The sequence below is a fragment of the Bradyrhizobium sp. CCBAU 51627 genome, assembly GCF_028128765.1.
GTDB lineage: Bacteria > Pseudomonadota > Alphaproteobacteria > Rhizobiales > Xanthobacteraceae > Bradyrhizobium.
On the sequence record NZ_LBJG01000078.1, the window covers coordinates 17102 to 40128 of the forward strand.

Genomic DNA, 23027 nt, shown 5'->3' on the forward strand with positions numbered 1-23027 from the left:
AAACACCCCAAGGCACGCAACGCCGAAGGCAAGCTACTTTTGCCCCTCGCGCGGTCACCATCCTTCGGCATTGTAGAGGGCTTCGAACATGCTCCTTGGGACGCGCACTACGAAGAGAGGCGGTCGCACAAGTGAATCGACGGCCAGAGCACGCTCATTTTGAATCGAATTAATTCTTGCTGAAAAGGTCCGAGAGATGTTTGATTTGGAGCAGTGTAATCTTGGGGGAGGGAGAATGATGGCGAACGCCCTCGACATTTATAAGGCTCATCCGGCACGATCACAGCTCGATCAGAGAGCGGCACAATATGTTCGCATGTCGACACAACGGCAGCAATACTCGATTCAGAATCAGGCTGCTGTGATTGCAGCATACGCGCACGCCCATAGCCTGACGATTGTACGGACCTACCGCGACGTGGGAGAGAGCGGCCTCCTCATCAAGAACAGGACCGGCCTTATCCAGCTCATCAAGGACGTTCAAACAGGGGAAGCCGATTTTGGTCATATTCTGGTTTATGACGTGAGCCGCTGGGGCCGCTTTCAGGACGTTGACGAGAGCGCGTACTACGAATTCGTCTGCAAACAGGCAGGCATCAATATCGTGTATTGTGCTGAGCAATTTGATAATGATGGCAGCCTGCTCTCCAGCATCATCAAGAACATCAAGCGCGTAATGGCAGCGGAGTACAGTCGTGAGCTTTCGACAAAGGTTCACGCCGCGCAATGCCGGTTCGCTCGACTTGGCTTCAAGCTCGGAGGTCGCCCTGGTTATGCTCTTCTGCGAGAGCTTGTCGACCACAGTCAGCAGTCTCGCGGCGTGCTGAAGAACGGCGATCAGAAGTACCTCGCGACTGATCACGTCCGACTGCGACCTGGCATCCCCGCGGAAGTAGCCGTGGTGAAGTGGATCTTCGAGCGATTTCTGCAAGTAAAGTCGGAAGCGACTATCGCGGGGGAGCTAAACCGGAAGGAGATACTCACGAGCACAAGACGTCGGTGGTCGCGTGCAGCTGTTAACACGGTGCTTAGAAACGAGAACTACATCGGGAACCTGACGTTTAACCGTCGATCACGTAAGCTACGGCGGAAGTCCACCTGCAATCCTCCCGAGCTTTGGATCACCAGCGAGGGATGTATCGAGCCGATCATTGAACGCGATACCTTCCTAAAAGCAAAGAAGATCATTGAGGAACGGCGTGTCGACCTCAATGAAGAGGAGATGCTTGCCCGACTACGCAAAACGCTGGTCAAGGAAGGACGTCTGAGCTCTGCTATCATCGCCAGCACGGTAGGCCTTCCCTGCGCCTCCACCTATCAAACTCACTTCGGCAGTATGATGAACGTGTACCGGCTAATCGGCTACACTCCGAAGCGAAACTATGAATTCCTTGAGTCGCGTCCGCTGTGGGCCGAGCAAAAGGCCAAGCTGGGCTCGCAAATTGCCACCGTCATCAAAAAGGCCGGCGGCCGAACCGTCTCTCGGGCGGGTTACTTGCGCGTGAATGGATCGGTCAACATCTCAATTCGAGTCGCCCTCTGGTGCGGAAGGCAAGACCGCGCGCCGTACTGGTGCATCAAGCGTGAGGCACGCTTGCCTCACGGGTGGATTGCCGCGGCCAGGATGGCTGAGCATAACAAATCGGTGCTTGATTACGTACTGCTGCGGACTGGCCAGAAGGTAAAACGAACTATGACGTTTTCTGAAAGGGCTCGCATTCGCCGTGGAATAGCTCGGTTCGAAACGGCTAATGGTTTAGCACGAGGCATCGTCGAGCGAGCAGTAGAGGCGGACCGTTCCTCCCTAGTGTCTTCCGGTAATCTATCGAAACCAAAGCAGCCCGCGACCAAGACCCCTCATGCGCAGCGCTGATCGAACGTAAGTACAAGACTTCCGCGAAGCAATGCTCTACAACCTGATCAGCTTGGCCACAGCACCAGCAGCACGTTCGCTTCATCCGCGGACGTGCTCTATGCGCCTGTTAGAGACTCAGCAGCTTTATCGTCGTGTTGAGCTAAACGGATGATCTTACGACAGCGGCCGTCGCAGGGATGAACTCGAACCCGGGGAAAATGAGTCTGCACGATGACGCGTCCCGCGCCAGTCAGCAGGCTCCCACCAGCTCCTTCTGCCGACCCGGGACGCCTTCGTGGGGTATTCCATGCCCAGATCGCCCGCGCCACCATGAGCGCGTCAGACACGCCGATGATGTCGCCGACCCGATCGAGAGCAACCGGCTTCTCGTCTTCGCGACGAGGCCTGCCCGATCTCCAATCAGGCCCCTCGCCTCGATGAGATCTCCCGGTCGCTGCACAAACGACAGCGCGACGCAATCGACGCCGAGTCGAAGGCCCAATTCTAAGTCCGCTCGGTCTTTTGGAGTAAGCGGAGACACATCCAAGATCGTCACAGGGAGATTAACGCCCTTGTGGTTGGAAGATTTTGCCGCCAACGATTACCTCAGCCTCGAGACTGTCGCGGAGCAGCGTCTTAACGTGAACGCACAGGCGACCATCGTCGATCAGTAGATCTTGGCCTAGGACGTTGGAAGCTAGAGCGGATGGCCTTCGGCTGAACCCGCCGCCATCGATGCGGTCGGCGGTTGGTTCCGCGCCCACCCGGTCGCGTCCTGCGCGAAGAGCCAAGTCGCCTGCCTCCAGCCCAAGCAAGACAGGCGGCAGGAGCGGTTCGAGCGGATAAAGGACATTCGACGACCATTTTGCGCACGACATACCCTCGATGCGCCGAAATCCGGCGATGCCGATCAGATAGTCTGCCGAGCACCACGGGCCTCACCAACAATCAAGGTCGCACTAACGCGCAATGACAGAGTTGCGCCTGCCTAGATTAGCTTTTCGCATCGGCTGCGCTGGGCTGGCGTTGCTCGCCGGTACTGCCGTGACAGACGCCTCTAGCTGCAATCGGCGGGATGCGCTCGGCACGGCGCGGGTGCTCGCTGTCGATGCCGCGCTCTTCCCCCGGGTGGGGCTGAAGAACTTTCCAGAGACGCTTCCTTTGGCGGACTATGAAGTCGTCCTCACCTTCGATGACGGACCGCGGCCGCCGAACACGGATAAGGTGCTGGCTGCGCTCGCACAGGAATGCGCGCGAGCCACGTTCTTTCTGGTCGGCCGATCCTCGGCTGAATTTCCCGAGCTCGTGCGGCGTATGGCCGCCCAGGGCCACACCGTAGCGCACCACAGCTGGTCGCATCCGATGATGTCGAAAATCCCGTTCGAGCAGGCGAAAGAGGACATCGAGCGCGGTATCGCCGGCGTCGAAATGGCGCTTAACGGTGTGTCCACCAAAATGCCCTCGACACCGTTCTTCCGGTTCCCCTACTTCGACGCGACACCTGCGACACTCGATCTCTTGCAGGCGCGCGGAATTGTCGTGTTCGGAGCTGATCTTTGGGCGAGCGATTGGGAGAACATAACTCCAGAGCGGGAGCTCACAATCCTGATCGAGCGGCTCAAGGCCGCTCGTAAGGGCATCATTCTGCTGCATGATGCGCAGACGCGGACGGCGGCCATGCTGCCTGCGTTCCTGCGGTACCTGCATCAGAATGGATATCGGATCGTGCATCTTGTGCCGGCTGCCGCCCAGAGGAGCGCTGAAGTACCCCATTGACGTCCACGCGACGCACTTCCGCAGTCAAGGCGCGCGAGAAGTGTCGAAGATCAACTCGTGCGCGCCAATGACGGCTTCTGACAACCTCGTGGCCTGATCGTGTTCGGTTTACGAGCCCTCGATTTGAAGCACCTGTTCCTGCGGGATCGGCAATTCATGCCGCCTTGGACGCCCTTGCGCCAAAGCGAACCAACAGCTGCCCCACCTCGGCGGATGGCCTGGCGCCACTGAACAAGAATCCTTGCACCTCGTTGCAGCCCTCGGCGCGAAGCCAATCGAGCTGCTCCGTAGTCTCCACCCCTTCCGCTGTCGTTGTGATGTTGAGGCTACGCCCGAGGCCCGAGATCGCCCGCACGATGGCCCCGCAATCGGAGCGTTTCGCCAGATCCTTCACAAAGGAGCGATCGATCTTGATCTTGTCGAAGGGAAAGCTGCGCAAGTAGCTGAGGCTGGAATAGCCCGTTCCAAAATCATCCAGCGATATGGAGACGCCAAGCTCGCGGAGCTGGTGCAGGATCCCAAGATTTGCCTCCGTCTCCGCCAGAAACACAGATTCGGTGATTTCAAGCTCGAGCCGCGTCGGCGCCAAGCCGGACTTCGCCAGCGCTGAAATCACCACCTGAACCAGATTGCGGCTACGGAATTGAACCGGGGACAGGTTAACCGCAACCTTGATCTCCGAAGGCCACTTTACCGCCTCGTTACAGGCATCGCGCAGCACCCATTCTCCGAGGGGCCCGATCAGTCCGATTTCCTCCGCAAGGGGAATGAACTCGGCCGGCGAGATCATGCCCTTCTCTGGGTGCGGCCAGCGCAGAAGCGCCTCAAAGCCAGAGATCTTGTCGCTCGCGATATCAACCAGGGGCTGATAGTGCAGCTCGAATTCGTGACCAGCAAAGGCACGGCGCAGATCAAGCTCCATCTCGCGCCGCCGCTGCGCCTGCTGATCCATCTCGCGCTCGAAGAAGCGATGCGTTCCGCGGCCATCCTCTTTGGCGCGATAGAGCGCCATATCGGCGTTACGCATCAGTTCGGCACTGGTCGTGCCATCGCCTGGTGACAGCGCGATTCCGACCGAGGCACCGATAACGACTTGATTGCCGTCAATCTCGTAAGGCGCACTCAACGTCCTGATCAGGTCGGCCGCGAATTGGCTCACATGCGTCGGCGAGGTATCATCCGTGAGAATGATCGAAAATTCGTCGCCACCGAGCCGTGCCGCCAGATTGTTTCCGGCGACCCTGGACCGTAGCCGGTCGGCCACCTGCTCGAGCATGTGATCGCCGATGGGGTGTCCGAACGAATCGTTGACGTTCTTGAAGAGGTCAAGGTCGATGCACAGCACCGCGACGCGGTTACCTGCTGCATTAGCCCTTTCAAGCGCCTCCCCGAGCCACTTCTGGTGGAGTGCGCGGTTGGCGAGGTTGGTCAGCCCGTCGTGAAGTGCCATATGGGCGATACGGGCCTCGGCTTTGCGCCGTTCGGTGATGTCGACCACCACGACCAGATACCCTTCGCGCCCCTCAATCATCAGGCGTCGCCCAAAGGTCAGCACAGAAATCTCAGTGCCATCAGCCTTGACATGGCGCCAGGGGTGTTCGGACTGATAGATATCGCCCGCGTCCCGCAGCGCCCGCGTATAGCTGACCCGCTCGTCGTCTGGCCAGATCTCGTGAACTTTCATTCGCAGGAAGCTCTCGCGAGCATAGCCATAGTGCTGCACTGCTGCGTCATTAACCCTCACGAACTCCATTGTCTCGGCGTCGAGCGCCCACATCGGCATCGGATTGCTGTCGAACAGCAATCTGAACGAGGCATCCCGGCGCTTGAAGGACGTAACGTCGGAAATGACCACGGACACGATGTCGCCGAAGGCGCTGAGGCGCAAGCGCAGGCTCTGATCACCGTATTCGATCTCGAACTGGTCACCGAATTCATTCGCGACCGCGGCGCCCAACCGCTCTATCATCTCATGCGAACAGAGCAGATGGTCTGAGTTGCTGAGGCGCTGCCACAACAGGCTGCCCTCTTCCACACCGAGGAGCCTTGCCCCTGCCTCGTTGTGGTGCACAACTTGAAAATCAAATGGTCTGCCTGCGGGATCGCGAACGGTTGACAGGGAGACGACGCCATCGTCGGTCTTGCAAAAGATTGCATCGATCAAATTGTATTCTGTAGCCCGCTCGTTGACATAGACGCCGACCAGTGTACCGCCCCAACGCGATAAGGTCGGCAGAGCCAGCACGTCGTAGGTCCGTACCATGCCGTCGTGCACGCAATGAGCGGTTGCCAGATAGGGATGGTTGTTTGCAATCGCATTTGAGGCCGTCCCGGTGAGGGCTGTCGCGCAGTCCGGACGCAACGCATCCAGCGGAATGTCCCAGCGGGCATCGCCCAACCAGTTCTGCACATAGCGGCCAGTGCGCGAAACCGCAAACGCGCCATTGTCACACCGGAGCAGCACAAGATGATCGGCAAGCCGCCCAAGGCTCCCCAGCAGCACATTTTCGTAGCGGGGAAGCGTCTCGCCGGGCTTGAGCGCAGCCTGCCACTTTCGCCGCAAGACCGGCATGTCATTGAACAGCCTCGTATCCCATACCGCGGATTGCTCGTTGGCAGCACTCATCACACGCCCCACTGACCTAAGTTTCCTGCCCGGGCGGCATCAAATCTAGCTTGGCTTAATTCACCCTTAAACGGACGGCGCGGTCATGCTGATCCATAGCGGAGCCTTTCGCGTCACGCGTGACCGTCTTTTTCCTCACGACGCAGGAAATCCGCGACGAGCAGCCAGAATACGACGAAAATCGGTTGTCGGTGTCAGGATGACGACGAGAAGCTTCGCACGATGGTTTGAACCTCTACGAAAGAGCGCTCTACAACCGAGCGCAATTTTTTGTCGGTGTCCGATTTGTACGACGACCATTTGCCGACAGGCGCAGGCGACAGCAAATCCGCAATGTTGATTGTCCTTGAATGGCGTCCCAGGGAGATGCGCGGTAACTAAGCGCATGTTAAACAAATGTGACGGCTGCCATCGCGAGGAGGGCACGCATGAAAAAGAGTGATGTGACGTGCTCGGAATGCGGTGCCGGCTTCCGCCGTCTTGAGCTTACGTCTGAACGTGGCATCCAAGGAAGCTACCACTGCCCTGCTTGCGGCACGCTGATCGAAGAGCTCAGAGCGGCTCCCCTCGTGCTCTATCGCTTGACCGTACAGCCTTCCATGAAGGCGATCCGCAATCAATAACGCCGTCTCGGTTGGCCCGCCCCTGACTAAGGAGCTTGAGTGGGTTGCTGTCAGATCCCGAGATCAGCGCGACCGTTCCCCGAAGCCGCAAACAGGATCCTTGGCGACCTTCGAAATGATGACGCCTTGAACGTGTTGGGCGCGATCAGTCTCCGGCCTCTGCATGGTCAATCCAACCACAGTATGGCGTCTCAGGTATAGCAGCCGCCTGACTAGCGATCACCGTGCGAAACAGGCAATTCCCGGCGCCCTGCGCCACGTGCGCATCCTGTCAGATTACAAGCGCGCTTGATGTTCGAAACTGTCTCCGACTGTCTTCGAAAGCCACATTGCGCCCCGAAAAGCGTGGGGGCGCCCCCTTCTACGGTGCTGGCCCAAATCCTGCACCGCCTCTCCGCGTCCAAGAAGTTTTGCGGCGGGACCAAGTTGAGAGTCGCGTTTGGGCCTCATTTCGTCAATCGACAATACGGTTGCCGCACCGGAGGTCTTCTGTCTGCACCCCACTGGGAGATCGAGAGACGCTCCTGCTAAACCGTTTCCCAGCACCGCCATTGCTTCTCACCTCCTCACGGTTACCAGCTCACAAGGCGTCAATACATGATCGATGAAATGGATCTGCGAACCTTCACACCACATCCTCAACGCCACGCTGTACTCGGCGAAGTGCACGCGCGCCCTTTCACGGGCCTTGTCTCGCCCGTCAGCGTAATCCATTTGGCTTTTCTTGCGCAGGGTGAGGCGGCCACAAGCGATCGCTGCCGGTTTATCGATTTTTGCCTCGAACGCAATCTTCCACCGCCTGAGCAATCGGCGAAACTTCATCAGATTGTCATCGGGCCCGCTACGCTGCGCTGGGAGCAGCATTCGGAATTTACAACATTCACTTGGATCTGGACTAACGCAAATGGTCCTGCCGAACACCAATTTGACAAAGTTGATGGCACTGTCCGATCGCTGATCCGCGCATTGCGGCAGACCGGACAGTTGCTAGTTGCGATCAGGTTAGAAGTGGAACGGTGCGCCTCGCCGACCAAGCGCGCCGAACAGATTTTTGACAAGAACAGCCTGGCCATGGTTGCCACAAAGAGCGGCGCAGGCGTTGCCGCCTCAGACTTCCGCGTGGACGAAAAAGGCTTCACGAACATCCTCGTCTGCGACCACGGCTTGACATCGCACGATCTCGGAGCGCTGGTGCAACGGCTCCTGGAAATCGAGACTTACCGTCCGTTGGCCCTCCTTGGCCTGTCGGCGGCCCTTGAGCTTGCACCGTCTGTCGATCGCATCGACCGCCGTCTTGTTGAGGCGCTCGAAAAAATGCAAAGCGGTGAGGGGCTGCAGTTCAACAACCATCTGCTTGCCGAGCTGACGGGGCTGGCCGCCTCCTTCGAAAAAGGCGCCACCGGCAGCCTGTTTCGCTTCGGCGCCAGCAGGGCCTACAACGAGCTGGTCCAATCGCGACTGTCCATCATTGAAGGCAACGATGTCTCGGGTTATCCAACCTGGTCGTCGTTTCTGGCGCGCCGCATGGCGCCCGCAATGCGAACCTGCGCGACCGTAGAGGATCGTCAGGCCGCTCTGTCGGTCAAGCTCGCGCGTGCCGCCGATCTGTTGCGAACCCGTGTCGACGTCGAAATCGAACGACAACATCGTGACCTGTTGCAGGCCATCAACGAGCGCGCGAGACAGCAACTTCGGCTGCAGTGCACGGTCGAAGGATTATCGGTCGGGGCGATAGGATATTATGTGGTCAGCTTGTTTAGCTATCTTGCCAAGGGCGCGCATGACGTCGGACTGCGAGTAGAGCCCTCGTTCCTGACCGCAGCCTTCGTGCCGATCGCAGTCGGCGTGATCTGGCTGGTGAGTTATAATGTCCGAAAGCGGCACCTCAAGCACGACGACGCGCCCTCGGTCGCCTGCGACTGAAGTTCCTTGACGGAATCAGTGCGTCCATCCTGCGAAGCTCGCATGGTCGTGGTACGACGCTGCCGCAAGATCGCGGCCGGCTCCTGCGCAAGGTAATGCTCGCCCGGACTAACGGGGCGAGGCATTTTTGCATCGGGTCAGTCGCCGTTGCGACGGCTGGGACGGGACCAGATCAGGCTGGCCCTCACCTTCCTCGTCGGCGAAGAGGTTGGCGAAGATAGTGAGACCGAGATAGTCGCGGTAGACAAGAAATATTATTCCGATGGACATCATACAAATAAAATTAAATGTCATGCAAGAACATCGGGTGACGTGTCTTGTCTCCCTTAGCTTTTGTCTGATCACCTGATGAAGCCGTGCCATCGGTGTACTAATCCGCTGCTCGGGGCGGGTGAAGGGTTTGCAGCGGCTTCTGCGATAGTACGAGGCGCCGATGCGGGCGACGTATTTGCAAAGTTTCGTTGGGTGAGATGGCGGATTTTTGCGGTTCAGGCCCTGGCGGATTTCGTAGAGGCATTGTCGCTTCATGCGTTGCCGCACGGGCGTGTCTTGGCGCGGGACGCAGACCTGCATGTGGCCGGTGACCGGGTTGTAGCGGTTCTTGCCGTAGTCTGAGAGGCCTGCGCAGGTTTCGCTTCCGGTGCCGCCGACCCGGAATGTTCCGGAGGTGTAGACGCTGCTGGCGCTGACAGTGCCGGATATTTCAAGCGGCGCGTTGGGGCTTACCATCATTGGATTGCTCGTATAGGAGCGTTCGGGTATAGGCCGCTTCGCCCTGAGTTGAATCCGCGCCGGCATTTCAAGCCGAACCTTCTCGCCAAGCTCCGTCAGGGCCGTCGACCAGCGGACAGGGCGTCTCCCCAGGCATCGGCTTACGTTACACGTCCGATCCACCGTCGCTGAGACAATTAGGCCGGTAGACATACCAGAAAATATCAATCTATACTGGCACTCGATATTTTGCCGTTGGTCGGCTCCGGTGATGGGCTGGAATGTCTTGCGCCGCCAGGACCGGATTCCGTCGAGATTTTTTGTTGCATCAACTTGCACTGCGCATGCTCTGTCATTTCTTGAGGGATTTTCAGAATGGCGAAGAAAACGTTGCGGACGAAGCAATCTCCGCGTGGCAAGGCCGCCAAGAAGCAAGCGACGAACAAAACTAAGGGCAGCAAGTCGGCCGGGGGCATTCCCGAGAAGAAGCTCGAAAAGCTTCGACGTTATGTTCGCGCCCGCGCCGAAGGCTTTCTGAGTGATCCCAACATTACGAGCGTCGGAATCGGCTACAAGCAAACTAAGGGCGAGAAGACGCCGGAATTGGCGATCCAGTTCTCGGTCCAAGCGAAAGCCGTTGCTGAAGCGCTGCCGCAGCTCGGAACCAAGCCGATCCCCAAATATCTGGAGGTCGACGGCGAGCAAATTCCAACGGATGTCATCGAGCGAAAGTACGCGCCGAGCTTTAAGAAGCTCGGTCTAGAGCCAAAGAACGAGCGCCGTGTCCGAGCTGACCCCGTTCTTCCTGGCGTGAGCTTGGGCAACCTCTTCACGACAGCCGGAACGCTCGGGACTTTTGTGCGCGACAAGCAGACCAAGCGCACCGTCATGCTGTCGAACTGGCATGTGATGCAGGGATCCCAAGGGAGGCTCGGCGACGACGTCGTGCAACCGGGTAAATTCGACGATAATCGAGTCGAGCTTAATCGGATCGGCAAGCTGTTGCGCAGCCATCTTGGTCCCGCCGGTGATTGCGCGATCGCATCCATCACAGGACGGAAATTTTCTAACAAGATCATCGGGCTCGGCACGTCCTTCAGCGAGATTGGTGAGCCTCAGCTGGACGACCGGGTGGTCAAGAGCGGACGGACCTCCGGCGTGACTTTCGGAATTGTCACGCGGCTTGAGGTCAACACGAGGATGACCTATCCCGGCGGCCAGACCGCCATCATTGGGGGTTTTGAAATCGGCCCGGACCCCAAGAAGCCGGCACCGGACAATGAGATTAGTCGCGGGCGAGATTCCGGCTCGATCTGGATGGCTGTTGACTCGAAGGGCAAACCGACAGACGTCATGCTAGGTCTTCACTTCGCCGGCGACGACGATGATGGCGGAACGGCTGAGTTTGCGTTGGCCTGCCTTGCTCGCTCCGTGATGAATAAGCTGGAGATCGAGCCAATCGGCGCAGTCAAGGCTGAGATCGCCGCGCCGGAAGGGATTGAAGAGTTTCGGCAAGGCTTTGATCCCAGTTTCCTGCCGTTCCAGATTGAACCACCGAAGTTCACGCCAAGCCTAAAACGCGACCTGGCAAAGCTCGATGGCGATGAAGAGCTCCGGTACTGCCACTTCTCAGTCTGGCTGAGCAAGCGGCGGAAATATCCCGCTTGCGTGGCCTGGAACATCGATGGCGCCGAATTCAAACGGATCAAACGCGTGAGTTTCCGTACCGATCGGCGTGGCGATCTCGAGGACTACCAGCTCACGAACGACATCTATTATGACAATGTGCTCGATAAGGGGCATATTGCGCGCCGGGCCGATCTTTGCTGGGGAAGCCTTGAGGAGGCAAAGCAGGGTAACTACGATAGCTTCTTCTACACAAACATTACACCGCAGCATAAGGCGTTCAACCAGAGCGACGATACCAGCGGCGATCCGGACGGTGGGCTCTGGGGCCGGCTGGAGAACACGGTGTTCGATTCGGAAGCGCCACATAGGCTGCGGGTCTCTGTGATGGGCGGTCCGGTGTTTTCAAACAAGGACAAGAAATTCGTTCAGCTCGGTGAGGACTGTTATCTCCCGCGCGAGTTCTGGAAAGTCGTTGCCTATGTTGATGACGCGGACGGCAAAGAGAAGGTGTTCGCGTTCGTCCTGACGCAGGCCAACCTAATCGAGGGGTTAGTTCGTCCGGAAGCACTCGACTTCGACGAATGGCTGTGGGCGCGGATCACACTTCGTGATCTCCAGGAGAAGACAGGTGTAGTCTTTCCGCGAGCCTTGAAGGACCGCGAGGTAGCTTTCGTGCGAGCCCAGGGCGTTGGCGACGTGGTCATGTCGGTCAAACCGCTGTTCTCCAAAGAAGAATACTTCGCCTAGCTCGCGCCCGGTCATTCACGGACGGGCTTGCATCCCATTGGATCTGAGAGGAGAGCTTCAATGAAAGCTGCCTTGGTCCTACTTATTTTGATCTGCACCTTGGGTAGCGTCCAGGCCGAAAAGCTCACCCAGTGCACTGCCAACGGCTTCTGTTATTGCGTGGACCGCGGCCTGAGCGAAGCCGTCGAAAAGAACGTCGACACTATCCGCAAACTGCTTGCTGCGGAAAAAGCAAAGGGCAGGGCCGTAGGCTATCTCAGCATCCCGCTGTCTACGCTGGGAGGCGGATGGTTCAACGAGAACGCCAAAACTGCCGTCGAGACGAAAGCCCGCATCGAAGCCCGGCTCGGTGCAAGCGCGGCGTGGGTACTGAATCCTGGCGCCGCGGAGTTCGCGCTTCCTGCAGGAGCGACAGGTGCCGACTACATGCTGATGTGGACCAAAGTCCTGGAAGGACCGGACGGGCTCAGCGAACTCGATTTTGTCTATTTTGTCGGTCCCTCTGACTACGCTCGCCATTTCGGACTCACGGGGGCGGGCGACCTTGAACGTCTGGAGAGCTATTATGACGAGGCCGCCAAGACAGACGAGAAATTGAAGGCGGTCGGCCGCCGCGCTTTTCGGGACTACTACGGGCTCCGTGCGTCGGTGACCTTCAGCTATGGCTCTCACGACGAATGGAATATTGTGCGGGCCATCAACCAGAAGCGCCGCGAGGTCAACGCCAATTCCGGTCTTGCCGGTCAGATGGGCATCATGTTCGACGGGCAACCTGCCGCACCCGGCCTTTACGAAACGCCGGTCGTGCCCGGCAATGCAGGAGTATGTCGTCCATGACCGCAGCCGGGGTAACGAGACGCAAGCAAACTTGCAGATATGCTCTTTTCGCGCTCGTTATGGGGGCAATTTGGCCGAGTTCGGCGTGGGCATGGGGGCAGCTTGGTCACTCCGTCATTGCCGAGCTCGCGCAACGCCATCTTAATTCGAGGACGCTCGCGGCCTTGAAGGAGTTGATAGGCGAAACTTCGCTCGCCTCGATCTCCAACTGGGCGGACGATTATAAATTCACTGAGCAAGGTAAAGGCACCTATCGCTGGCATTTTGTTGACATCGATATCTCGCACCCCGCTTACGGCGAGGCCGATTGTCCAGAAAAGAACAACCAGGGCAATTGTATCGCCAAGGGCCTGCCGATCGCGATCGCTACCCTCAAGGACAGAACCAAACCGATCCGCGAGCGTCGGGACGCGCTACGCCTCGTAGTTCACCTGATTGGTGATTTGGGTCAACCTCTTCATGCGAGCTGCAACGGGGACGACGGCGGAGGTAACACGCTTTTCGTCTCACTTCAGGCTAAGCGGCAAGATGGAAAAAGCTACCGTCGGTCATCCTCGTTTCACAGCATGTGGGACGACTCTCTTATCGAGTTACAAGCTTATTCATGGGGGAGCTATGCTGACGCGCTGGACGGTATCGCGCTTCCCCCAGCCGAAGGTGGCCCTTATGACGAGGCTCGCATTGCGGCTTGGGCCAATGACACGCATGCACTCGGAATTAAGGCTTACCAGCTGTTGCCGGCAGGAACGCCGGCGGCTAACGATCCGGCACATGCCGTGGAGCTCGGCGATGCTTACGCTGCGGCTGCGCCGTGAAAAGACGATCTCAACGATCAAATGATGAAAAGCGCATCGCGCCTGAAGGCTATCCTAGAGGATGTGCTCGCAGGACCCTGAACGCGACTTGAGCACGTATTGACATACCTTGCGGCGAAGTCAGAAGATGGCCATCAAGCGACGATCGGTTTGGCTTGATTATCAAGCTGCTGGCGAGGATGCTGCGCTCGTCCGCAATATCTCCGCGATCGTTTGGGCGGATCCCTACCTTTGGACGGCTTCAGACGAAGGCCGCACGGTCGAATGTCTCGAACCTCATCGAGGAGGGTTTCGGCTGTTGCGTCAGTTCGGGCTCGACGAGATATTCGATCATCTTCCTGGCAAGAAAGATGGTGACGAGATCGACCTCGAATCGCTCGACTTTCGGGACGGCGAACTGTGGCTCTGTGGTTCGCATTGCATCGTGCGCAAGCAAGCGCGCAAGTCAAAGGCCACCATGGTCGATCCGGAGTTGCGCGAGCGCAAGAGCCGAAGATTACTCGGACGCGTCGCTGTCGACTCGCTCCTCAATGAACGGCCTCGTAGTTATGCAGTGCCGCTGACGGGCCGGAAAAGCCTGAGGGAGCGGTTAGCTGGCGACCCCTTCATCCGCCCATTTGTCGGCCTGCCTAGCAAGGAGAACGGGCTGGATATTGAGGGCCTTGCTATCGGCAAGAACCGGCTCTTCATCGGCCTAAGAGGCCCTGTCGTCGATAGTATCGCGCTCGTAGCCGAACTGTCCCTGACGGGTGTCAACAAGGTGAGCGCGCGGCCTCCAATCCTTCATTTTCTCGACCTCCACGGCTTGGGCGTTCGTGACTTGACAGTTCGGGGTGAGACGATCTTCGTCTTGGCCGGGCCGGTCACAGCCGCGCATGGGCCCTTCCGGCTTTACCAGTGGAGCCGGCGCATGACAAAGCGGATTCAGCGCCCGAGGCGGGTCTATTGCTGGCCGAACGGCTCCGTGGCGCCCGAAGGCATTTGCTTCAAGGATGGCGAATTGCTCGTCGTGTATGACGTCGGCAATGACGATTGTCGTATCAGGGGAGCACGCTGTCGAGCTGACATCTTCAAGCTCTAAGGTTCGTCAAAGCATCGCCGGTGATCGAGATAGGAGATCCACGTGAGGACCCCAGATCGCTCCAACGGCGACCTTCGTCAGAACGGTAGAAGCGATCGCATCCACAAACGAGCTGCGCTGCCCGACTAGCTCGCCCTCGTCGTCGATCCGAGCGATTGGCATATGGCGCGATCTCATGTGAGGGGAGTGCAGGACGCGAGTGCAAGCGATCTACAACAACCAATGCAGTGACGTCGCGAGGATTCGAATGATAACGAAACATTGCCCGAGATGCGAACGGAAGATTCCAGGCCAAGCCAGGAAGTGTCCGGAATGCCTATCCGACATCGCCGTAATCACCCCGCGCAAAAAGGCTTTTTCTGCGCTGGGCACTGCCGCGAAGACCTTTCGTGATTGGGTCGGGATGCCAGCGGCAATAGCGGCCTTGATCACTGCCTTTTTTTATCCAGCCGTCGGCACGGTCCTGGGCTGGCTGCAGCGAGATCGCGCCGCCGTTACTGTTCACGTCTTCAATCGCGATATCGTAAACGTCGGCCTTGACGATCAAGCCGCCTCCAACCGAGTGGATCGCGTGGCGAACTACGAAAGCCTGCTGAGAGGACAATTGGTCAACAGCGGCTTTTCCGTGGCTTCGATTCTGTCCAATTTTGCTTGCGCTGGCGAAACCCGGTCGAACGAGCGCGAAATATACACCTTCAACTTCCACGATGTGCAGAGAGGCACAAAGGCGTTTCCCGAGGTGCCTACACGGTCAACCGTATCGTTCTTCGGTCGCCTTACACATGCGCAAACCTATCCAGTGAATGGGATGTTTTCATCGGTTCAGCCCAAGCACTGTCAGTTCACATATTACGATAAGTATGGCCTCGTCCAGCCACCGCTGTCGCTCAGCCTTACCGACAGTCAGGTCGCACTTCTTAAGACCATGGTGCCACGAGATGAGCCTGGCGAGTGGCGGGGCAAATACTGCGAAGGAAAGATCCCAGACATGGCAGTCTCCGACAGAAGCAAAGCTGACTGCGTCGGCGGCAACCATGTCATCGCGATTGAAGCTTCCTATCGATGGCCGGTAGCGGTTAGCAGAAGCCTTGCCGACGCAAAGTCATTTTCGGATGTCTCTGGAAGCCGCAAGCTGCCAGGCGCCATTCTTGTGTGCGACGATGATTGCGCTTCGGCAAGCGCCGAAGCGTCCGTGGCTCTCACGGATCTTGGGGTGCCACTGACAACATGGTGGTGCAAGCAAGATAGTCGGGCGTTGAAGGATTGTGAACGGAAAGACTTTCCGAAACCTAAGGCCGGCTGAAAATTTGGAACGCGTTCGGACTCCTGTCGTTTGTATGGCGCGAGCTGTAAGCGGTACGTGGCTTGCCATCTCGGTCGAGCTTCAACTCGCTGTTTTCCAGCAAGCGATTGAATTGCCCGATGTGGTTGCCCGGAAATGCGCGATCAGTGGGCTTGGGAAACTCCGGCGGCAATACCTATCGGGGATTCTTCTTACGATTGCGCTCTTTGGCTCGTCCCTGCGGCACGTACTTGGGACGGTTGAGCAGTCGCTCATACGGAAAGACCGCCACGGCGTGCTCTTGCAATAGCCGACGCCTCGCTTCCCGCGAACCTCGATTTCCAGGATCCTCGGTCCACGAGGGCCCCTCCTCCACGATCATGACGTCGCGATGCTGGAGATTCTTGGCCTCGTCCGGACGCAAGCCCGTATTGCCGAGGTAGTCGTGTAGTTGTTCGGAGGACCACTTGTGCTGCGGTTGCGCCTGCTTCGCGGCTCCCGCGTTTTCTCGAACAACGACTTGTATTCCTCGGGACTGAACCACGGCCGGTGCACCACCTTGCCCTGGGACTTACGGCGGAGAAAAGTCAGGAGGGTACGCCAGCCATTCGTGGCGGATGGCGGTCTTCAGCACCTGCCGCGGCGTTACAATCTCATCATGGAGAGTGCTTCGGGGCAGGCGCCTTGCCCGTCGGCGACGTCTGTATACGGTGAACCTGATACTCCTGCGCCTTGCCTGGGGTGATTTGGGAATGAGCCATGCTGCCGAAGAACGGCAGCAGGTGCAGCCGCAAGCGGTCACGATAACCTTGCACCCACTTGGGGCTCCTCTGCCCCTCGGTGATGATCTCCTATTCCTTCAAGAACTGGTCAGCCGCCTCTCGATATCCTGTGCGGCGGGAAATGCATCGCTCGCGTTGTCGTTGATCAGGGATACCCGCAACCCGACATAACGACGCTTGTGCTTGGCCCGCCCAGATTCTCAAGGAAGAACTCGCCAACGATCATGCGCCGCTCATTCGCAGATGGCCCGACATGGAAATCATGGTGCCCAATTTGCTTATCGATGCGGCAACATGGATTGCCCAAACGAAACCACTCACCCTGCCCATTGATGCGCTTCGCCGTTGGTGGTGAGGGTGCCGATCCATTTCCAGAATGGTGGCCGCAATGGCTGATCGCCTGGACATTGGAACGCCTCCCACAACCGGCAATCCGCTTACGGACCGCACGCGCGAGCGCGCAATCGTGACCGAAAGCAAAGACACGATCCGCAACCTCAAGGCCTCGGAATCGGTGATGGCGGCGTTTCTCCGCGCAGGTATGGACAGTGGACTTCGAGGAGCGCGTAGCGCCGGAGCTCGCGGCACGGTGGAGCTCTGAGCCCAAGTGCCGAAAGGCAGCAAGTCGGGTGTTACTGGATATGAAGTCTGGCAGCTCCCCCTCGCTCCCGCTGGCGAACCTGGGTTCGTCAGCGTGTCCCTAACGGCGCAACCTGATTTCGAAGGTGACCTGATGGTGCGGGTTGACGTCAAGATCAAGCGATGGACCGAGCACCTTTGAGGAGACATCGCAAATTCGGTGACGGATTTCGCGGATGTCGTGAGTACGCCTGGCTAGAATCGGAGAGTGCAGCCGCCACTACCGTAAAGATCGCTTCTCGCTACACCCCACCGTTCGCCCAGCGTTCAAGCTCCCGGCAACGCTTGATCAATTTTTCGAACGGCTCGGCGTCATCCAACAGTACGCCGTCATCCGCCATTTTCTTGTAATCGGCTTCAAGCACCTTAAGCGCTTCGGCATCGGGAATGAGCTTCAATCCGCCCGAGACCGCTTTCGCATAATCAATCGGATTGCCTTCGCTGTCCTTTGCACGGAAGAACTTCGACTTGTGGGCAGCGACCGCGTTGGCAAGATCCCGGTCATCGAAGGCGGCTTGGGCGTAGCCCTCATCGTCCAGCCGTACGAGGTCATGCCAGTGGCGCGAGTAGCGGTCCTGCTGATTGCCCTCCTCGGAGCAGAAACCGATCGACTGCGATGCCGCTGCGCATCTGGCTTAAGGCAATAGACATGCACGGCGCCATCGAGGATCGCGGTGGCATCCACCCCAGTATCCTTGATGTGTTTCTCGATAACGGCGAGCGCCTTCTCCTTGACCCAGGTCGCAAGCTTTTCGTTGATCCCCGCCTGGCTGTTGGTTTTCGGGATTGGGTCTTCGCCCGCTTTTTCGGGAATGATCTGGCGAATGTCATAGGTGACGTCGATATCTTCCGAAAAGCGCTCGATGACGTCGTATCCCTTCGAAAGCGACGTGCCGCCCTTGAAGACAAGATGCTCGCCGAACTCGGATTTGAACAGCCCGTCGATGGCCCAGACGACCCAGATGTCTTTTTCCAGGAGATGGACACGTCGTCCCGACAGCGTCGCGGCGGCGCCGAGCGCTTCGAGGCGCTCCTCGCGGGAGAGCGTCAGGTAGTTATCCGGCATGGGCTTTGAACACCTGGCTGATGGATTCAGACATCCACGAGGGAAGTGCCGGTCAAACCGCAACCAGCTCTGCCACCGTTGAGGGTGGAAGCGTCCGTTTCAAAGTCTTCAGGGCTTCGGGCGCCCCGCGCTGCCCGATCCACTCCAGCGCCCGCACAGCTTCCCCTGCCGCCCGATGCGATGGCAGGAGCATCCACTGCGGTGCATGCTTCATCTCAACCACCTGCGCGCCGAGATTAAGACGGCGGCTGCGCCCAGAGGTCAGGTAGACTAGCTTGGTCGGCACCTGCGTTGTCAGGCCGAGCGCGTTCGCGGCCGCTGCGCCATGGCTGACGACGGTCTCTGCATGCGAAGTCGCGAGGTTGGCGACCACTTTCTCCGGCGCAGGCGCGCGCATGCCGAACCGCGTTTCCACAGGGCGCACATAGACGCCGCGGGTGATGCGCATCAACTGCTTCTTTTCCTGAAGCCGCTTCAGGGCCTGGTCGACGGCCGCCCGGCTACCCAGATGCAGGAATTCCTTGGCGCTGATCAAAGCGCCTTCCGGGAGCGTGTTCACCTGGTTCAAAATGCGCTCGGCAACGGCTTTCGTCCTGCCGGGATCGCCAGCGCCCAAATTCGGGCTTGAAATCATCGCAGAAAACGCGCCTCAGTTAGGTTTGCAACAAACCGTCTTCGACCGCTCGCTTATACGAAGTCCAGAGCGTCACCCAAGTAGGCGCCGGCTGACATTGACGATGAAACCCGTCGGCACGCCGATGATGGCGCCGAGCAGGCCGTAGCCGAAGGCGCTGAGTGCGCCGGCCGTCACCGCGCCGTACAAGGCGCCCATACCTGAGCACATTGCCGCCACACCGATCAGGGTCTGATCGTTTTTCTCTTCGATCCGGTGTTGGCGCCGCTCTCTTGAGCTTTGCGTATAAGGCCCGGCTGGCTCACGCGACCCGCAGTGCGGCCAGGCAATGGCTGAAAACGAGATACTACCGCCGCAATCGTAGCACTTGATCAATTCCCGTTATGCGCATCGGTTGATCATCTGCCGCTTGTAGCCGCCTCGCTGTTGCGGCGCCATACGTTCGGCGGTGACTGTTCCGGGCGGGCAACGGCGCGATTTAGCCGATATGCTTGAGGAAGCCCCGCGCCGGCTTCCAAATCGGTTGGACGGTTGGCGGTCTCGCACATAGACCCCGACAATGAGGCCTGGCGCCGGCTGAACAGCCAGAGACTAGCTCTTCCGCTACTGGGCGGAAGCGAGGCCCGGCAATGGAGGCGAATCCAACCGGACCTCGCAGCCGCTTGATCCTGGAGGGGATCGAGACGGAGGATCGCATAGAAAGCGCGCCGTTTTTCGTCCTAGTTGCGGATCATTTCGCCGGAAAGCGCACGTTCGGGGTCCGCCATATTCGCGACGGTGCTAAAGACCTTGTCGGCGATGACGCTAACTATTGCCGCCGCTCGCCGGGCAGCTGCATCATGGATGTCGCAGTCGCCTCCACTCTACTCGCGCCTGGGTTTGTTAACCCTCTGCTGATCAAGCAGAAAGACGGCAGAAGGTGGCCGATCGGCGCCGATTATCGCACTGGTTGCGATGTTAAAAGCCCCCGTGTCCGCGATCGGGCCGAGCGCGACATCACGAAAGATCGGGACCACTGGCGCGATGGCGGCAACAGGCTCGAGGCATTGCGCTCCTCGAGCTTAGCGTCGCCCGATAACCACCGACACGACCTCGACGAAGAGAAGATCATGCCCGAGCAAATGAACGCCGAGCTTAAACGCAAACTGCAGGAACTATCGCGCCATAACGCGGTCGCCCGCGCGCTTGTCTTCTTGTGGAACTCCGGCACGCTGACCTACGAGGACTGGTCGACGAAGGCGATCTCTCTGCTCATTGATCAGAACGAAGCGCTCTCCGCGATCGCTGTGGATGCGGAGAAGCGCGCCTGCCGCCTGCCCAAAAACCCGCCAGTAGCTTCGCCCACTCGTTGAGAGCCCGTCCCGTGCCAGACACCCCCAAGACCGAGGCACCACACTCGCGGCCCGCACTGCGGCTTGTCAGCGGCGCGAAGCAGGAGCCGCTGCGCTGCCCTGCCGCCGGCCGCGATGCCGAAAACGAGAAGATGCTTTGCTTCTACTTCAACCGGCGCGTGACCGACGACGAGATGCGGTTTCTTCACACTGTCATACGGCAGGTGGCCCTCATGCGCGAGATTGACGGTCACTGAGAAAAATCCCGCCCCTCAGGTCGAACGAGGTGTGTTAGCGCAAACCGCACAAACCGAGGCAGCCAGAGACCGCTCGAGCCGGCTATTAGAAAAGCCGGACGCTAGGGTCGGGCTTCCAAGATCAATTGAAACCGCGATTATCTTCGGCTGCGTCGCGTGGGAGCCGCCGGCGGACCTCTTTCTTTGCCTTGAGGAGGCAAAAACACTTTCGGCGGAACAAGAAGCCGACCAGCCAGCTCTGCCTGCAGCAGATCCATTAGGCTTTCCGTTGGCCCGTGTCCGCGGAGCGACAATTCCCTTTGGCTTGGGAGCGGGGGAGCAGGTCGGTGGATTGCATTACTGTTGCTCCTAGCAGGTTTTGGCCTCGACATCTTAACAGGTTCTTTTGGCTTTGCAGGCTCTTTTAGAGCAGCTTCAGAGTAAAGAAACGTGATGGGTGGTGATCCGTCCGACGAGATGCGAACGTTCGTGAGCGGCCTCCTTGAGTGCGTCGGTTAAGCCGAGCATCTCGGCGGTCAGTTCCAGAACTTTGGTAAAGAGAAGCCTTGCCTCCGCGGAGTCGATCAAACCCATGATTTGGCTAGCGGATTGAGCAGAAAGACAGCGGAAGAAAGCTCCCTTACGCTGATAATCGCCGCGGACACTATGCTAGCGTCGGCCCGCTATTTGCCCGGGGCCAATCATTGCCATCGCGAGAAATTTCCACCGAGTCGGCTGCTGCAGAAGATCGGGATCCGATCTTCGTAGTGATCGAGCGTCATCGCGAGCTGTCCGCGCACCACGATGCGGCGGCGTCGGTTTCAGCCAAGCTCGAGGATGTTGCCGACTTTTTTGCCGCCGACGAGATCAGCGGCCAAAGGAACCTGGCTCTCTCGGAGCATGCAAATGTGCTCATCCGTTCAAAGCCAACCACGATCGCGGGCGCTATCGCTCTGACCAGATACGTCGCCGGCCTTCCCGAGTGGGAGCTGCCCGACGATGATGCGTGGCACCAAGTGTTCCTAGAAGGGCTGGCGGACGCGATCGATGAAATCGGCACAGCGCAGCGGCTTGGGCGCTCAGGCGGCTAAGACATGGCGTTCGCCGGCATAATTTTCTGGGGTGCCGTCGCTGGGCTTCTCTATTTCCTTTAAAGGGCCTCCCCAGCTCGACAAGGACGGTCTAAACTCGCGCCCCAATCTGCCGTATCCGCATCAGCATTTGTTTTGAAATTCTTGTTCTAAAGTCGAGCGCGGGGTCCGGCAGGTGCCGCTAAGATTTGCGGTTTTGGTGCTACCGCGCTTGGTTGGAGAAGGTGAGTTTTCAGATCTCGATACTTAAGATTCTCGCCGGCCAACCGGAGGGCCGGGCGAGCCTTGCCGTCCTGAAGGAGTACCTGGCGGTGTTCTACACCAGCGGTCCGGAGTGGACGGATCGTACGAAGCGATTGGCGGCGCGGGCGCTGGATCTCAATATTTTCGGACAAGGGCTGGTTACGCGAGAACCCGGACAATGGATCATAACCGACAAAGGCCGGGCCTTTCTTGCTCTTCTGGAACAGAAGAGCGTACCTGACTCTCAGGAGCGAACGCTCGAAGGCATGGCTGAGAACCCCCTTGCAAGTAAGCTTCCCGCGCTTGCGCCGGGCCGACAAGGTCACAGTGCCAGTCGCCGGCACCTCCGCCGAAAGCGGCTGAGGGCGCGCGATGGGCGTTCCACCTAGCTTCTCCGTAAAGCTCACGCCCGGCGACAATGTTGCTCCATATCGTGCCGGAGCAACATTGCCCCCCCGCGCACGGGCCTGATGCCTCGAAGCCATACTTAGATCGCGGTTGTTTGAGACGGGGACATTGTAGTGGCAACCGATCGTGCCCCGTGGCGTGGTGTAACTGACAGCAGGCCACCGCCAATTTTCCGGCGGGTCGGAAGGCATCAGCCTGCCACGGCGGGCAAGCCGACGATGGGATCATCGCTCAAGGGAGCGATGGTTTCCAGCGTCATGTAGCGGGCGCGCTGGACGGCCCATTCGTCGTTCTGTTCGAGCAGGATCGCACCGACGAGGCGAACAATGGCGTCCTCGTTTGGGAAGATGCCGACCACCTCGGTCCGCCGCTTGATCTCACCGTTGAGGCGCTCGATCGGATTGGTCGAATGCAGCTTGGCACGGTGCTGAGGCGGGAAGCTCATATAGGCGAGCACGTCGGGCTCGGCGTCATCCATGAAGGCGGCCAGCTTTGGCAGTTTGGGACGGAGCTGGTCGGCGACCTTGCGCCACTGAGCCTTGGCCGCTTCGGCATCGTCCTGGGCAAAGGCGGTGGCGATGAAGGCGGAGAGGACGCGTCTTCCGCTCTTGCCGGCATCGGCCAGGACGTTGCGCATGAAGTGGACGCGGGGGTCGTTGAAGAAGTGGCCAATAGATTTCGGCGCGATGCAG

The 23027-nt window shown here is 58.8% G+C and carries 22 protein-coding genes and 2 pseudogenes; 14 read left to right on the forward strand and 10 right to left on the reverse strand.

Going from position 1 to position 23027, the window contains the following annotated elements; genetic code table 11:
- The first annotated feature begins 238 nt into the window (after window positions 1-238).
- On the forward strand, window positions 239-1873 hold the full coding sequence (locus tag XH88_RS27510; RefSeq protein WP_271671373.1) for a recombinase family protein: 1635 nt from the start codon (window positions 239-241) through the stop codon (window positions 1871-1873).
- Window positions 1874-2108: 235 nt separating this feature from the next.
- Here the strand turns inward: XH88_RS27510 and XH88_RS27515 are convergent.
- Window positions 2109-2538 (reverse strand): annotated as a pseudogene (locus XH88_RS27515) (pyruvate kinase); the annotation flags it as partial.
- Between the two features lie 286 nt (window positions 2539-2824).
- Between XH88_RS27515 and XH88_RS27520 the strand changes: the two are divergent.
- The gene (locus XH88_RS27520) at window positions 2825-3631 is read left to right on the forward strand and encodes a polysaccharide deacetylase family protein (protein WP_271671374.1); all 807 of its coding nucleotides are present in this window, start codon (window positions 2825-2827) and stop codon (window positions 3629-3631) included.
- A 154-nt stretch (window positions 3632-3785) separates the two neighbouring features.
- Here XH88_RS27520 and XH88_RS27525 read toward each other — a convergent pair whose 3' ends face one another.
- Window positions 3786-6257, reverse strand: coding sequence for a putative bifunctional diguanylate cyclase/phosphodiesterase (locus XH88_RS27525; RefSeq protein ID WP_271671375.1), 2472 nt, complete (start codon window positions 6255-6257; stop codon window positions 3786-3788).
- 428 nt (window positions 6258-6685) lie between these two features.
- Here XH88_RS27525 and XH88_RS27530 point away from each other — a divergent pair, with 428 nt between their 5' ends.
- Window positions 6686-6880, forward strand: a complete 195-nt coding sequence (locus XH88_RS27530; RefSeq protein WP_271671376.1) for a hypothetical protein — start codon at window positions 6686-6688, stop codon at window positions 6878-6880.
- Between the two features lie 597 nt (window positions 6881-7477).
- Window positions 7478-8803 carry a DUF3422 family protein gene (locus XH88_RS27535; RefSeq protein WP_271671377.1) on the forward strand — a complete coding sequence of 442 codons (1326 nt, stop codon included), beginning with the start codon at window positions 7478-7480 and terminating at the stop codon, window positions 8801-8803.
- 108 nt (window positions 8804-8911) lie between these two features.
- Here XH88_RS27535 and XH88_RS27540 read toward each other — a convergent pair whose 3' ends face one another.
- Window positions 8912-9535 (reverse strand): hypothetical protein, encoded by a 624-nt coding sequence (locus XH88_RS27540; protein WP_271671378.1) that lies wholly within the window; start codon window positions 9533-9535, stop codon window positions 8912-8914.
- Between the two features lie 354 nt (window positions 9536-9889).
- Here XH88_RS27540 and XH88_RS27545 point away from each other — a divergent pair, with 354 nt between their 5' ends.
- The 4 genes from XH88_RS27545 to XH88_RS27560 all read left to right on the forward strand — a co-directional run bounded on the left by XH88_RS27545 (window position 9890) and on the right by XH88_RS27560 (window position 14623).
- On the forward strand, window positions 9890-11890 hold the full coding sequence (locus XH88_RS27545) for a DNA/RNA non-specific endonuclease (protein WP_271671379.1): 2001 nt from the start codon (window positions 9890-9892) through the stop codon (window positions 11888-11890).
- A 60-nt stretch (window positions 11891-11950) separates the two neighbouring features.
- Entirely contained in the window at window positions 11951-12727 is a 777-nt protein-coding gene (locus XH88_RS27550) for a hypothetical protein (RefSeq protein WP_271671380.1), read from the forward strand.
- Window positions 12724-13542: a S1/P1 nuclease gene (locus tag XH88_RS27555; protein ID WP_271671381.1), complete on the forward strand. Its 819-nt coding sequence runs from the start codon at window positions 12724-12726 to the stop codon at window positions 13540-13542. The genes XH88_RS27550 and XH88_RS27555 overlap by 4 nt, the downstream gene beginning before the upstream one ends.
- 127 nt (window positions 13543-13669) lie before the next feature.
- On the forward strand, window positions 13670-14623 hold the full coding sequence (locus tag XH88_RS27560; RefSeq protein WP_271671382.1) for a DUF3616 domain-containing protein: 954 nt from the start codon (window positions 13670-13672) through the stop codon (window positions 14621-14623).
- Window positions 14624-14939: 316 nt separating this feature from the next.
- Here the strand turns inward: XH88_RS27560 and XH88_RS27565 are convergent, their stop codons facing one another.
- Complete coding sequence (locus XH88_RS27565) at window positions 14940-15170, reverse strand: hypothetical protein (protein ID WP_271671383.1); 231 nt, start codon at window positions 15168-15170, stop codon at window positions 14940-14942.
- Between the two features lie 24 nt (window positions 15171-15194).
- Between XH88_RS27565 and XH88_RS27570 the strand changes: the two genes are divergently transcribed.
- Window positions 15195-15926: a hypothetical protein gene (locus XH88_RS27570; RefSeq protein ID WP_271671384.1), complete on the forward strand. Its 732-nt coding sequence runs from the start codon at window positions 15195-15197 to the stop codon at window positions 15924-15926.
- Between the two features lie 1149 nt (window positions 15927-17075).
- Window positions 17076-17288, forward strand: a complete 213-nt coding sequence (locus tag XH88_RS27575) for a hypothetical protein (RefSeq protein ID WP_271671385.1) — start codon at window positions 17076-17078, stop codon at window positions 17286-17288.
- A 280-nt stretch (window positions 17289-17568) separates the two neighbouring features.
- Here the strand turns inward: XH88_RS27575 and XH88_RS39295 are convergent, their stop codons facing one another.
- The 4 genes from XH88_RS39295 to XH88_RS27590 form a co-directional block, all read right to left on the reverse strand.
- Window positions 17569-17724, reverse strand: a complete 156-nt coding sequence (locus XH88_RS39295) for a hypothetical protein (RefSeq protein ID WP_442868478.1) — start codon at window positions 17722-17724, stop codon at window positions 17569-17571.
- Complete coding sequence (locus tag XH88_RS27580) at window positions 17721-18392, reverse strand: nucleotidyl transferase AbiEii/AbiGii toxin family protein (RefSeq protein ID WP_442868479.1); 672 nt, start codon at window positions 18390-18392, stop codon at window positions 17721-17723. The genes XH88_RS39295 and XH88_RS27580 overlap by 4 nt, the downstream gene beginning before the upstream one ends.
- 52 nt (window positions 18393-18444) lie before the next feature.
- Window positions 18445-19026: a DUF6088 family protein gene (locus XH88_RS27585; protein WP_442868480.1), complete on the reverse strand. Its 582-nt coding sequence runs from the start codon at window positions 19024-19026 to the stop codon at window positions 18445-18447.
- 72 nt (window positions 19027-19098) lie between these two features.
- A complete protein-coding gene (locus XH88_RS27590; protein WP_128948548.1) occupies window positions 19099-19401 on the reverse strand; it encodes a hypothetical protein in 303 nt (100 codons plus the stop codon).
- Window positions 19402-19655: 254 nt separating this feature from the next.
- Here XH88_RS27590 and XH88_RS27595 point away from each other — a divergent pair, with 254 nt between their 5' ends.
- Together XH88_RS27595 and XH88_RS27600 are read left to right on the forward strand one after the other, a co-directional pair.
- Window positions 19656-20378 (forward strand): hypothetical protein, encoded by a 723-nt coding sequence (locus XH88_RS27595; RefSeq protein ID WP_271671387.1) that lies wholly within the window; start codon window positions 19656-19658, stop codon window positions 20376-20378.
- Between the two features lie 11 nt (window positions 20379-20389).
- Entirely contained in the window at window positions 20390-20614 is a 225-nt protein-coding gene (locus XH88_RS27600) for a hypothetical protein (protein ID WP_128948547.1), read from the forward strand.
- A 414-nt stretch (window positions 20615-21028) separates the two neighbouring features.
- Here XH88_RS27600 and XH88_RS27605 read toward each other — a convergent pair whose 3' ends face one another.
- Complete coding sequence (locus XH88_RS27605) at window positions 21029-21187, reverse strand: hypothetical protein (protein ID WP_271671388.1); 159 nt, start codon at window positions 21185-21187, stop codon at window positions 21029-21031.
- A gap of 110 nt (window positions 21188-21297) precedes the next feature.
- Here XH88_RS27605 and XH88_RS27610 point away from each other — a divergent pair, with 110 nt between their 5' ends.
- A complete protein-coding gene (locus XH88_RS27610; protein WP_271671389.1) occupies window positions 21298-21684 on the forward strand; it encodes a hypothetical protein in 387 nt (128 codons plus the stop codon).
- Window positions 21685-21908: 224 nt separating this feature from the next.
- Entirely contained in the window at window positions 21909-22316 is a 408-nt protein-coding gene (locus XH88_RS27615; protein WP_271671390.1) for a hypothetical protein, read from the forward strand.
- A 209-nt stretch (window positions 22317-22525) separates the two neighbouring features.
- Here the strand turns inward: XH88_RS27615 and XH88_RS27620 are convergent.
- Window positions 22526-22984 (reverse strand): annotated as a pseudogene (locus XH88_RS27620) (transposase); the annotation flags it as partial.
- Between the last annotated feature and the right edge of the window lie 43 nt (window positions 22985-23027).